Annotated in this window: 10 protein-coding genes and 1 riboswitch; of the genes, 6 read left to right on the top strand and 4 right to left on the bottom strand. The window is 72.9% G+C overall.

Annotated features, from left to right (window positions below):
- From amrb99_RS48380 to amrb99_RS48370, 3 genes are all read left to right on the top strand, one after another.
- A partial coding sequence (locus tag amrb99_RS48380; protein WP_190868860.1) for a MucB/RseB C-terminal domain-containing protein occupies positions 1-1,047 on the top strand: 1,047 nt, incomplete at its 5' end.
- Positions 1,048-1,190: 143 nt separating this feature from the next.
- Positions 1,191-2,954: a trypsin-like peptidase domain-containing protein gene (locus tag amrb99_RS48375; protein WP_190868859.1), complete on the top strand. Its 1,764-nt coding sequence runs from the start codon at positions 1,191-1,193 to the stop codon at positions 2,952-2,954.
- Positions 2,955-3,048: 94 nt separating this feature from the next.
- The gene (locus tag amrb99_RS48370) at positions 3,049-3,399 is read left to right on the top strand and encodes a sec-independent translocase (RefSeq protein ID WP_190868858.1); all 351 of its coding nucleotides are present in this window, start codon (positions 3,049-3,051) and stop codon (positions 3,397-3,399) included.
- A gap of 60 nt (positions 3,400-3,459) precedes the next feature.
- Here amrb99_RS48370 and amrb99_RS48365 read toward each other — a convergent pair whose 3' ends face one another.
- Positions 3,460-4,599: an Mrp/NBP35 family ATP-binding protein gene (locus amrb99_RS48365; RefSeq protein ID WP_190868857.1), complete on the bottom strand. Its 1,140-nt coding sequence runs from the start codon at positions 4,597-4,599 to the stop codon at positions 3,460-3,462.
- A gap of 142 nt (positions 4,600-4,741) precedes the next feature.
- On the opposite strand from amrb99_RS48365, the gene amrb99_RS48360 reads away from it, so the two are divergent.
- On the top strand, positions 4,742-5,197 hold the full coding sequence (locus amrb99_RS48360) for a MarR family transcriptional regulator (RefSeq protein ID WP_347257188.1): 456 nt from the start codon (positions 4,742-4,744) through the stop codon (positions 5,195-5,197).
- Between the two features lie 63 nt (positions 5,198-5,260).
- Here amrb99_RS48360 and amrb99_RS48355 read toward each other — a convergent pair whose 3' ends face one another.
- The 3 genes from amrb99_RS48355 to amrb99_RS48345 all read right to left on the bottom strand — a co-directional run bounded on the left by amrb99_RS48355 (position 5,261) and on the right by amrb99_RS48345 (position 7,614).
- Positions 5,261-5,749: a DUF1003 domain-containing protein gene (locus amrb99_RS48355; RefSeq protein ID WP_190868856.1), complete on the bottom strand. Its 489-nt coding sequence runs from the start codon at positions 5,747-5,749 to the stop codon at positions 5,261-5,263.
- The gene (locus tag amrb99_RS48350; RefSeq protein WP_190868855.1) at positions 5,746-7,071 is read right to left on the bottom strand and encodes a CBS domain-containing protein; all 1,326 of its coding nucleotides are present in this window, start codon (positions 7,069-7,071) and stop codon (positions 5,746-5,748) included. The genes amrb99_RS48355 and amrb99_RS48350 overlap by 4 nt, the downstream gene beginning before the upstream one ends.
- 126 nt (positions 7,072-7,197) lie before the next feature.
- Complete coding sequence (locus amrb99_RS48345) at positions 7,198-7,614, bottom strand: cold shock domain-containing protein (protein WP_190868854.1); 417 nt, start codon at positions 7,612-7,614, stop codon at positions 7,198-7,200.
- A gap of 221 nt (positions 7,615-7,835) precedes the next feature.
- Between amrb99_RS48345 and amrb99_RS48340 the strand changes: the two genes are divergently transcribed.
- Together amrb99_RS48340 and amrb99_RS48335 are read left to right on the top strand one after the other, a co-directional pair.
- Positions 7,836-11,066, top strand: a complete 3,231-nt coding sequence (locus tag amrb99_RS48340; RefSeq protein ID WP_190868853.1) for an FG-GAP-like repeat-containing protein — start codon at positions 7,836-7,838, stop codon at positions 11,064-11,066.
- A 476-nt stretch (positions 11,067-11,542) separates the two neighbouring features.
- Positions 11,543-11,684: riboswitch (cyclic di-AMP (ydaO/yuaA leader) on the top strand.
- Between the two features lie 16 nt (positions 11,685-11,700).
- Positions 11,701-12,344, top strand: a 644-nt coding sequence (locus tag amrb99_RS48335; protein WP_190868852.1) for a CHAP domain-containing protein, incomplete at its 3' end; no start/stop codon positions are given.

The following is a 12,344-nucleotide window of genomic DNA, read 5'->3' as shown; positions in this document are numbered from 1 at the left end:
GCGGCGCGCCGCGCCCGCAGCGACCCCGGCGCCGTCGGCCTGCTGCGCGCCGCCGCCGACGCCGCCCGCCGCGTCCCCTACGAGGGGCGCCGCTTCCTGACGACGTGGAACCGCGGCCGGTCCGCCACGTCCAACGTCGCCGCCGTGCACACGCCCGGCGACGGCGTCCGCTACACCTCGCCCGCGGGCGCGGAGGGCTACCTCCCGGACGCGTCCGCGGGGGACGCCACCGGCTTCACCAAGCGGACGCTCGACCTGCTGACCCGCAACTACACCGTCGTACGCAAGCCCGACGCGGCCATTCTCGGCCGCCGTGCCTGCGTGGTGGAGGCCCGGAGGCAGGACGGCACGATCGCGGGCCGGTTCTGGCTGGACGCCGAGACCGGCCTGATGCTGCACCGCGAGCTGATCGACGCGACCGGCCACCCGGTGATCACGAGCGGGTTCACCGAGATCAGCTTCGCCGTCCCGGCCGCCGGCGCCGCGCCGCGCCCCGGCCGCACCCGCGGCTCCGCCGTGGACGCCCCGGCCGTCACCGAGGCGCCGGGCGCCGCCGGGGCCGAGGCGGAGAGCCCCACCAGCGCCAACGCCGCCCCGAACAGCTCCGCCACCTCGATCCTGGAGGTGCCGCTCGACGCCCGCGCCCTCGACGGCCTGAAGCGCCGCGGCTGGCCCGTCCCCGACCGGCTGCCCGGCCACCTGACCCTCTACGACGCGCGCCGCGAGGCCGGCAGCGCCGTCCACCTCAGCTACTCCGACGGCCTGGCCTCGGTGTCGGTGTTCGTGCAGCGCGGCGACCTCCAGAGCGGCGCCATGAGCGGGTGGACGAAGGTCGCCCGGCGCGGCCGGACGGTGTTCTGCCGCGAGTCGCTGCGCCGCTGGGCCGTCACCGCCGGCGGCGGCTACGTCTACACCGTCCTGACCGACGCGCCGCAGAGCACGGCGGAGGCCGTCGCCTTCGACCTGCCGCGCGACCCCGACCCGTTCTGGACGCGGCTGGCGCGCGGCGCCCGCCGGCTGGCGTCGGCCGCGGACCCGTTCAAGTGAGCTGAACCGGGGAACGCCCAAGTCCGTCCAAAGCGGGAGGACCCGAGGGGCGGTGCGGGGCGGTTCTGCCTTACGCTCGCCACATGCCCAGGGCGGCACGATGAGCACGGATGACGAGACCATGCTCGGTAGGAGAGATGGGGATGACGGAAGACAACCGCCGGCCGGGGGACGAGGACGCCGTCCCCGGGCAGGAGCCTGAGCGGCAGGACGCGGCGGCTCCTCCCGAGACGGTGACCGATCAGGAGATCCCCGCGGAGCCGCCGGCGGCGGAGCCCGAGCCGGACCGGGAGCCGGTCGGCTCCGACCGTCTCGTGGCGGGCGGGCGCGGCGAGCAGGCGGGCGGGTTCGCCCCGCCGGACGCGCCGCGCGCCGACGCCCCGCCGCAGGACGACGTGCCCGGTGCCATGGCGCCCCGGGAGGTGCCGCTGCAGGACGCGCCCCCGCGCGACATGCCGCAGCCGCCGCCCCCGGTCCCGCTGGACAAGCCGATGGGCGAGCCCCAGCCGATGGACGGCCCCCCGCCGATGGACGGGTCCCAGGACCAGCGCCCCCGGCCCGGGTTCGTCCCCTATGACCAGGATCCGCGGGCCATGCACGGCCAGCCGCCGTACGGGGGCTGGCAGCAGGGGCCGCCGCCTCCGGGCGGCCGCCCGCCCATGGGCCCGCCGCCCCCCGGGGCGCCGATGGGCCCGCCGCCTCCCGGCGCTCCTCGCCCGATGGGGGCGTTCGGGACGCCCGGTACGCCCGGGACCGGCCCGAACTGGGCGCCGATCCCGGCACCGCCGCCGTCGTCCGGCCGGGGCCCCGGCCTCGGCCTGCTGGCCATCGTGGCGCTGATCGTCGCGCTGGTGGCGGGGGCCGTCGGCGCCGGCATCGGGGTGATCGCCACCGACGACGGCGACGGGAACGGCGGTTCGGTCAGCCTCGGCGGCGGCAACGGCAGCGACACCAAGGTGCAGAGCCGCCCGCCGGACTCCGTCGCGGGCGTCGCGCAGCGGGTGCTGCCCAGCGTCGTGATGATCCGCGTGGAGTCGTCGCAGGGCGAGGTCGGCGGCACCGGCTTCATCGTCAACGGCGGCTACATCGTCACCAACAACCACGTGGTGTCCGAGGCCCGCCAGGGCGCCCAGATGCAGGTGATCTTCAACGACAAGAAGACGCTGCCCGCCACGGTCAAGGGCTCCGACCCGTCGTCCGACGTCGCGGTGGTGAAGGTGGAGGGGCAGCACTCGCTGCCCGCGCTGCAGCTCGGCGACTCCACCAAGCTCGCCGTCGGCGACCCGGTGATCGCGATCGGCTCGCCGCTCGGCCTGCAGGGCTCGGTGACGACCGGCATCGTCAGCTCGCTGAACCGCGCGGTGCCCACCCAGGGCGAGGGCGGCGGCGACGCGTCCTACCTCAACGCGATCCAGACCGACGCCGCGATCAACCCCGGCAACTCGGGCGGCCCGCTGGTGGACGCCAAGGGCCGGGTGATCGGCATCAACACCGCGATCGCCACGCTCGGCGGCCAGTCGCTCGGCGGGGGCGGCCAGAGCGGCAGCATCGGCCTCGGCTTCGCCATCCCGATCAACCAGGGCAAGCGGGTCGCCGAGGAGATCATCCGGACCGGCCAGGTGAAGATGGCCAAGCTCGGCGTGCTGCCCGACCCGCAGTACCAGCAGGGCGGCGCCCGCATCCTGCAGCAGCCCTCGCAGGGCCAGGACCCGGTGACCAAGGGCGGCCCGGCCGACAAGGCGGGCCTCAAGCCGGGCGACGTGATCACGAAGGTCGACGACCAGCCGATCGAGGACGCGACCGACCTGATCGCGCAGATCCGCAGCCGCGCCCCCGGTGACCGCATCAAGGTCACCTACCAGCGCGGCGGCAAGGAGACGACCGTCGAGATCACGCTGGGGTCGTAACGCCGGATGTTAAGGCCGGGTTCATCCCGGCTGGGGATACGCTGGGGGGGCCGGTCCGCGCAGGGCCGGTCCCCGGTGGCTTGTGGAGGACGGGTTGTTCGACGTCGGACTCGGCGAGATGGCGGTGCTGGTCGTCCTCGCCCTGGTCATCTTCGGTGACAAGCTGCCCCAGGTCGCCGGCCAGGCCGGGCGGATGCTGCGGCAGTTCCGCCAGATGGCCAACTCCGCCAAGGCGGACCTGCAGGCCGGGCTCGGCCCGGAGTTCAAGGACTTCGACATCGCCGACCTGCACCCCAAGACGTTCGTGCGCAAGCACCTGTTCGAGGACGACGACGGCTTCCTGAACGGCAAGCTCTTCGACGACGACGAGCCGTCCTACGTCCCGTCGTCGCCCGCGGCCCTCGACTACGGCGAGCGCCCGCCGTTCGACAACGAGGCGACCTGACCCTCGGGTACGCGAAAGGCCCCGCCATCGGCGGGGCCTTTCGCGTGTCTCGTGCGGGGGTTACCGGCCCTTGGGGGAGATGCCGAGGGACATGCCGGCGAGGCCGCGGCTGCGGCCGGCGAGCTTGTCGGCGATGGTGCGCAGCTCCTTGGCGGCGCCCGCGTCGGGGTCGCCGAGCACCAGCGGGACGCCGTTGTCGCCGCCCTCGCGCAGCCGCGGGTCGATCTCGACCTGGCCGAGCAGCGGGACCTTGGTGCCGAGGGTGCGGGCCAGGGCGTCGGCGACGGTCTGCCCGCCGCCCTCGCCGAAGATGTACTGGCGCTCGCCGCAGTGCGCGCAGGCGAGGTACGACATGTTCTCGATCACGCCGACCACCTGCTGGTGGGTCTGCGCGGCGATCGCGCCGGCGCGCTCGGCGACCTCGGCGGCGGCCTGCTGCGGGGTGGTGACCACGAGGATCTCCGCGGACGGCAGCAGCTGCGCGACGGAGATCGCGATGTCGCCGGTGCCGGGCGGCAGGTCCATCAGGAGGACGTCCAGGTCGCCCCAGTAGACGTCGGCGAGGAACTGCTGCAGGGCCCGGTGCAGCATCGGACCGCGCCACACCACCGGCTGGTTCCCGGCGGTGAACATCCCGACGGAGATGACCTTCACGTCGTGCGCCGACGGCGGCATGATCATGTCGGCGACCTTGGTGGGGGCGTCGGAGACGCCCAGCATCCGCGGCACCGAGTGGCCGTAGATGTCGGCGTCGACCACGCCGACCTTGCGGCCCTGCGCGGCGAGGGCCGCGGCCAGGTTGACGGTGACCGAGGACTTGCCGACGCCGCCCTTGCCGCTCGCGACCGCGTACACCTTGGTCAGCGAGTTCGGCTTGGCGAACGGGATCTCCTTGGCGGGCTCGCCGCCGCGCAGCTTGGTCTGCAGGTCCTTGCGCTGCTCATCGCTCATCACGTCCAGGTCGACCTGGACGGAGGTGACCCCGTCGAGCTTGGAGACGGCCTCCGTGACGTTCTTGGTGATGGTGTCCCGCATGGGGCATCCGGCAACGGTCAGGTACACGCCGACGCGGACGGTGCCGTCCGCCGCGATGTCGACGTCCTTGACCATGTCGAGCTCGGTGATGGGCTTGCGGATCTCAGGATCGTTCACCGTGGCGAGGGCCGCGGTCACCTGCTCGATCGTCAACTGGTGGGCCATGCGTCCATGGTATGAACCCCGCGGCGGTATCGGCCAATCGGGTGCCGGACCTCACACCGGGCGCACGGGGTGTCACGCGGGGACGCGCGACACCCGCGCCCGGCCCCTTCGCCCGCGGCTTCCGGCACCGTAACATCGGGGCGTGACATCGCAGCCCAGCACCATGTCGCCCACCGAGCTGGCGGTGTGGCGCACGATGCTCCGCGCCCAGGTCCAGATCTCCCGCCGGCTCCAGGCGGACCTGCTCGCCGACCATGATCTCGCGCTGGGCTCCTACGACGTGCTGATGCACCTCGGGGAGGCGCCGGACGGGCGGCTGCGGATGAACGATCTCGCCGACCGGGTGCTGCTGTCGCGCAGCGGGCTGACCCGGCTGGTCGACCGGCTACAGCGGGACGGGCTGGTCGTCCGGCAGTCCTGCACCAGCGACGCGCGGGGCCTGTACGCGGTGCTGACCCCGGCGGGGCGGGCGCGGCTGGCGGACGCGACCCCCACGTACCGGCAGGGCGTCCGCGAGTACGTGCTGAGCCGGCTGGACGAGCCGGACCTGCGCACCTTCGGCGACATCCTCGACAAGCTCGCCGACGAGACCGTCTGAGCGGGCGGTCCGGGGCCGCTGCGGTCCCGGCCCGTCGCAGCGGCCGCGGCCGGTCCGGGGTGCCTAGGACAGCGTCGGGTGCTGGTCCTTGGCGTCCAGCTCGCGGATGATCTGCTGGAGCTCCGAGCGCAGGAAGTCGCGCGTGACGACCTCGCTCAGCGCGACCCGCAGCCCGGCGATCTCCCGGGTGATGTACTCGGTGTCGGCGATGCTGCGCTCGTTGCGGGAGCGGTCCTGCTCGTATTGGACGCGGTCCCGGTCGTCCTGCCGGTTCTGCGCGAGCAGGATCAGCGGCGCCGCGTACGACGCCTGCAGCGACAGGATCAGCGTCAGGAAGATGAAAGGGTACGGGTCCCACCGCAGGGCCGGCGGCGCCAGGAAGTTCCAGCCGATCCACACGACGATGAACACCGTCATGTAGACGAGGAACCGGGCGGTTCCGAGGAACCGCGCGAACCGTTCGGACAGCCGGCCGAACGACTCGGGGTCGTAGTGCGGCCGCGGCACGATCGTCCGGCGGATCTCGCGCGGCTGGTCCAGACGTGTGGTCATCTCGCCCCCTCGGCGCCCCGGAGGGCCTCTTCCTCGGGATCCGCGGACACCTCGGCGGCGGCGTCCATGGCGGCCTCCCGCCAGTCCTCGGGCAGCAGGTGGTCGAGGACGTCGTCGATGGTCACCGAGCCGAGCAGGTGCCCGTTCTCGTCCACCACGGGCGCGGCGACCAGGTTGTAGGTGGCCAGGACCATCGCGACGGCCTCCAGCGTCATGGTGGGCCGCAGCGGGTCCAGCTCGGTGTCGCAGATGCCGCTGACCAGGGTCGGCGGCGGTTCGCGCAGCAGCCGCTGGAAGTGCACGGTGCCGAGGTAGCGGCCGGTCGGGGTGGCGGTCGGCGGCCGGCACACGTACACCTGCGCGGCCAGCGCCGGGTTCAGGTCGGGGTTGCGGATCAGCGCGAGGGCCTCGGCGACGGTCGCGTCCGGCGGGACGATCACCGGGTCGGTGGTCATCAGGCCGCCGGCGGAGTAGTCCTCGTAGGTGAGCAGCCGCCGGACGGGCGCCGCGTCCTGCGGCTCCATCAGCGTCAGCAGCTGCTCGCGCTGCTCGGTGGGCAGCTCGCCGAGCAGGTCGGCGGCGTCGTCGGGGCCCATGGCCTCCAGGACGTCGGCGGCCCGGTCGGCCTCCAGCTTGCCGAGGATCTCGATCTGGTCGTCCTCGGGCAGCTCCTCCAGGACGTCGGCGAGTCGCTCGTCGTCGAGGGCGGCGGCGACCTCGGTGCGCCGCTTCGCGGGCAGCTCGTGCACGATGTTGGCGAGGTCGGCGGCCTTCATCTGGCCGAACGCGGCGATCAGCCCGGCGGCGCCCTGGCCGTGCTCGACGGCGGAGAACCCCTCGACGTCGTCCCAGTCGACGACGAGGCTCTCGCCGCGGCGCCGCAGCCCGGGGCCGCGGCGCAGCCCGCGCGCCCCGCCCCGGCGGACGGCGATCTTGCCGACGAGCCAGTCGCGGGTGCGGGTCGGCTCCATGGACACGTCCACGACGGCGACGGGTTCGCCGGTCTCGCACAGCCGGACGGTGCGGTCGAGCATCTCGGCGATGACGAGCGTCTCGGACTCGCGCTTGCTGAACCGCCGCATGTTCAGCCGGCCGTCGAAGATGATCGCGTCGGCCTCGATGACCTGCACCCGGGTGATCGGCACGAACACCGGGCGGCGGGGGCCGACCTCGACGACGAGGCCGAGCACCCGGGGCGGCCGGGGGGCCAGGCGCAGCGCCACCACCACGTCGCGGACCCGCCCGACCTGGTCGCCGGCCGGGTCGAACACCGCGATCCCGGCGAGCCGCGCGATGAACACGCGTGTCGGAGCTCCGCTCATGGGCCTGACACTACCCAGGACGCACCGGGCGATTCGGTGCGGGCACGGCGGCCCGCCGGTGACCGGCGGGTGAAACGGCGGTGCCGGAAGCCGCGTTCCGGGCTCCGGCGGACCGCGCCGCGGACGTCAGGCCTCGACCCAGCCGTGCTTCTTGGCGAAGCCGAGGAAGCTCTCCCGGATGCTGACGATCTGCCGCCCGGTCAGGTCGGGCGTACCGGACAGCAGCAGCTCGGTGATGTCCTCGCGCAGCTCCGCCGGCTCGAGGACGTCGCACAGCCCCTCGTCCAGCAGCTGGGAGGACGACGACTGCCGCGGCGACGACGAGGGGGACGACGACGCCCGGGACAGGATGCGGACGCCGAACGCCTTCGGGCCCCGCTCGCTGTCGACCGTCTCGAACTCGACCGTCGCGCCGGGCGTCAGGCCCGACTTGTCGTCCAGCACCTCGTTGGCGTGGACGAACACGTCGTCACCGCCGCCGTCGGGGACGATGAACCCGTAGCCGCGCACCCCGTCGAACCGCAGAACTCGTCCAGTACGCACCAGAACCGACCAACTCTCCACACCGCGAAACGCGAACCAGGAATACCTGTTCCCAATCTAGCGCGCACGTCCCCCGCTCCCCGGGAACCGGCGTCGCCCTGGTGCCGGGACGCGGTGGAGTGAGTGATGTGAACGCTCTTGTGTCATCGAGGTGAGTAGGCGCGGGGGAGAAGGTGAGAGACATTCGGGTTCCGTGCAGGTGGTGACGTCGGGAGCCCGATATGCGCATGCGGCCGGTGGTGGCGATCCTCATGGCGGGCCTGCTGGCGTGGGCGCCCGCCGCGTTCGCGGAGGGCGGGTTCCCCGCGTCGCCGCCGGATGATCCGGGCTACGCGAGCGCCGAGGTGCCGGGCTGCGGGAACGGCGTCAACGGGGAGCAGCACGCGCTCTACTCGTTCATGCCGAAGTGCGCGCCGAACGCCCGGGACCCGGAGAACGCGTCCGGGATGTCGGTCGACAAGGCGTGGCGCGAGTACACCATCGGATCGCCGGACGTCGTGATCGCCTACGTCGAGGGCGGGATCAACTGGCACAACGGCGACGCCGCCGAACTGGCCGACAAGGTGTTCCTGAACACCGGCGAGCTGCCGAAGCCCGAGGGGGCGTCCGCGTACGACAAGCACGGCGACGGCGCGGTCACCGCCGCCGACTACGCCGCCGACCCCCGCGTGAAGGACGCCAACGGCAACGGCCGCATCGACCCCGAGGACCTGATCGCCGCCTTCTCCAACGGCAAGGACGACGACGGCAACGGCTTCACCGACGACGTCTCCGGCTGGGACTTCTACGAGCGCCAGAACGACCCCGCCACCTACGACTCCACCTACGGGCACGCGAACAGCCAGATGAAGACGATGGCCGCGCAGACGAACAACGGCGTGCAGGGCGCCGGGGTGTGCCCGCGCTGCCGGATCCTGCCCGTCCGCGCGGGCCAGGAGGCCCTCGACCGGACGGACGACCTGGCGCAGGCGTGGCTGTACGCCGCGCACATGGGCGCGAAGGTGATCGTCAGCACGACGGCGGACCTCGGCTACTCCTCCTATATGCGGCAGACCGTCGAGAAGCTGTGGCGGGACGGCGTCGTCATGGTCGAGTCGAGCAACGACTTCGACTCCACCGACCACCAGGGCGGCATGTTCTGGCCGCACGTCATCCCCGGCAACGGCCTCGTCCCGAACACCGCCGGGGTCCCGGACCCGCTCGCCAACACGCTGACCACCACCTACCGGACCCGCTCGGACGAGACGTCGTTCGGAGCGAAGGCGATGTTCTCCGTCGCCACGCAGGGCGGGTCGACGTCGGAGTCCACGCCGACGACCGGCGGGGTGTTCGGCCTGCTGCTGTCCTACGGGATCCAGATCGGGCGGCCGCTGACGAACGAGGAGGCCGTGCAGGTGCTGCGGGCGACGGCCTCCGACATCGACGACCCGTCCCTGCCCTGGCCCGGCAGGCCGGGATGGGACCGGCAGTACGGGTACGGGCGGCCGAACGTCGCCAAGGCCATGCAGGCCGTGAAGGACGGGAACGTCCCGCCCGTCGGCGCGATCACCGGCCCCGACTGGTACTCCCTCTACGATCCGGCCGCCACCAGGTCGGTCGACGTCACCGGGTACGTCGCCGCGCCGCGCTCGTCCGGGTACCGGTACGAGCTGGACTGGGCGCCGGGCATCGAACCGTCCGCCGCCGCCTTCCGGACCGCCGGATCCGGCTCGGGCGCCTCCCCCCACGACGGCCATATCGGCACGCTTGACCTGTCGCAGGTCCCCGAGTCGGTATGGGACGCGCAGTACCGGCTGTCGGACGACAAGGAGCTGTCGGCCAGCGAGCAGTACACGGTCACGCTGCGGCTCCGCGTGTGGGACGCGTCGGGGCGGATGGGCGAGGAGCGGCGCGCGATCGCCGTCCACCACGATCCCGCCCTGCGCGCCGGATTCCCCAGGAGACTCGGCGTCGGCAACGAGAGCCAGCCCGCGATCACCGAGCTCCAGGGCCGGAAGGCGATCGTCTACGCCGACGGCGACGGCCGCGTCCACGCGCTCGACGGCGCGTCCGGCAAGGAGCTGCCCGGCTGGCCCGCCACCACGCGGCCGACCGTCCCGCAGCACGCGTATCCGGGCGTCGACCCGGGCCACGAGCCCGTCGTCGCGCCCGTCGCGGTCGGTGACCTGACCCGCGACGGCCACCAGGAGGTGGTCGCGACCAGCACGACCGGCCGTACCTATGTCTACGACGCGTCCGGACGGCTCCTGCCCGGCTGGCCGAAGACCCTCGACGCGGGCGCGGCGCCGCCCCCGATCCCGCGCCCCGCCCTGAAGTACACGCGGCTGCCCGTGCAGGGCGCGACCGCGTCGCCCGTCCTGGCGGACCTCGACGGCGGCGGCGGGCTCGACATCGTCCAGGCCGGCTGGGACGGCCGCGTCCACGCCTGGCGCCCGGACGGCTCCGACCTGCCCGGATGGCCCGTCGAGGTGCGTACGGGCAACGGACCGCCCGACGGATACATCCGGATCGACGATCACAAGCTGCCCGGCACCCCGGCGGTCGCCGATCTCGACGGCGACGGCCGGCCGGAGATCGTCGTCCGCTCCCAGCTGTCGGACAGCAAGGGCGGGGGAGAGCAGTTCTACGGCGCGAACTACGCGTTCGCCTACCACGCGGACGGCGCCCCCGTCGCCGGCTGGCCCGTCCGGATGGCCTCGGTCATGACGTTCTACGGCAGCGCGCAGGAGTTCATCACCGAGGGCGTCAACCAGCCCGTCACGGCCGACGTCGACGGCGACGGCAAGGACGAGGTGGCCACCGGCCCCTCGTTCGGCCCCACCTACCTGATCTCCGGGACCGGCAGGATCCTCCGCGACTACGGGCCGCTCGCCAACCCCGCCCTGGACCCGTCCGCCGTGCTCGGCGGCCACCTGCCCGCCGACGTCCCGCTCTCCTTCACCACGTCCGGGGCGTTCGGCCGGTTCGGGTCGCTCGGGCGGCTGAGCTATACGGAGGGCGGCTCCGGCGCGGCGTCCCTGGTCGCCGCCCTGCTGTTCCCCGGCAGCGGGCAGCCGATCGGCAACTACCAGCGCGGCTACGACGCCGCCACAGCCCTGCCCGTGCCGGGCTTCCCGCAGCGCCGCACCGGCCTGGCCTTCCTCGGCGCCCCGATCATCGCGGACGTCACCGGCGACGGCCGCGCCGAGGTGATCGGCGGCGGCGACACCTCCACCCTCCACGCCTTCGGATCCACCGGCCAGGCGGCCGGCTTCCCCCTGTTCACCGGCGGGTGGACGGTCTGGTCCCCGTCCGCCGGGGATCTCGACGGCGACGGGCGGACGGACCTCGTCGCCACCACCCGCGAGGGCTACCTGTTCGCCTGGAGGACCCAGGGCAAAGCGGACGCCATCGAGTGGCCGACCTACCACCACGACGACCAGCGCACGGGCCACTACGGGACACCCCGCTGACCACCCCCCGCGCGCGCCCCGCGCGGCGTCCCCGTCCCGCAAAGCCCCTGGCCAGGCGTGCCAGCAGGGGACGGGTCACGCTCGGCCAGGGGCGGGGCTGGGGGCCTGGGAGGGCACCCGGAACCCCCGTCTGGTGGGTGGCTTGGCCCCCTCCGAGGGGTGATCGGCGGGTTCGGATCCCGGCCTGTGGGGGATCGTTTCGAACTTTTTTTGGGGCGGGGGAAGTGGGGCTGAGCCCTTGCGTTGGGGGCGTTTTGGGTTGTCTTTGCAGGTCGGGCGGGTGCTTGGGGCGTGCTTGACGAAATATGGGGGCCCTTGAACCTGTTGTGGATGTGTGACCGACGGGGAAGCCCGTCCGGGGCGCCCGACCAGATCACGAAGGGCGCATCGAGTCCCTGATCATCAGGACGGCCGATCTAAGGCAGTCCTCCGCCGAGTCCGCACAGCGCCGATCACGGCCACGCCGATCAAGGCCCAGGCCGATCAAGGCGAATGCGGAGCCGGGGACCCACCGAAACACCGGGGTGAATCCGCACCCCCGCATGCGCGGGGATCGCGGTAGGGCCACTTCCACGCCCGAACCCGACAGCTAACCCGGTAGGCGGACTGGAAGAACCTCAGGAGAACCCTTCTCATGACCGCTCGTACCTTCGATCCCAAGCGCATCGGCACCCGCGTCGCCGCCGGCGCCGTGCTGTCCCTGGCCGGCGCGTTCGGCTTCGCCTCCCTGGTCCCCTCCGCCCACGCCGACACCCACCCCGCCACCACCAAGCCCGCCGCCACCGCGCACGTCGCCGCCGTCACCGACGTCAAGGCCGATGTGAAGGCCGACACCAAGGGCGCCAACACCAGCGCCAACAAGACGGGTGCGACCGCGCAGGACGTCATCAACCTGGCGCGCACGCAGGTCGGCACGCACGAGGACGCCTCGGGCAACAGCAAGTTCAACAACTGGTACATCGACTCGCCGCTGGGCGAGCAGAACGCCCACCGCATCGGCGCCAAGAGCGCCTCGGTCTACAAGGGCCAGTCCTGGTGCGACATGTTCGTGTCCTGGCTGGGCCAGAACACCGGCACCAAGGGCATGGGCGCCGACGCCTACACCGTCAGCCACGCCCAGTGGTTCAAGAAGACCGGCCACTTCGGCCAGACCCCCAAGCCCGGCGCCGTGGTCTTCTTCGCCTGGAACGGCGGCGGGATCAAGGGCATCGACCACGTCGGCATCGTCGTCAAGGACAACCACGACGGCACCATCAACACCATCGAGGGCAACACCGG

It is taken from the genome of Actinomadura sp. RB99, assembly GCF_014706005.1.
GTDB lineage: Bacteria > Actinomycetota > Actinomycetes > Streptosporangiales > Streptosporangiaceae > Spirillospora.
Note: the sequence above shows the minus strand (reverse complement) of the source record. Positions and strands in the feature narration are given on the sequence as shown.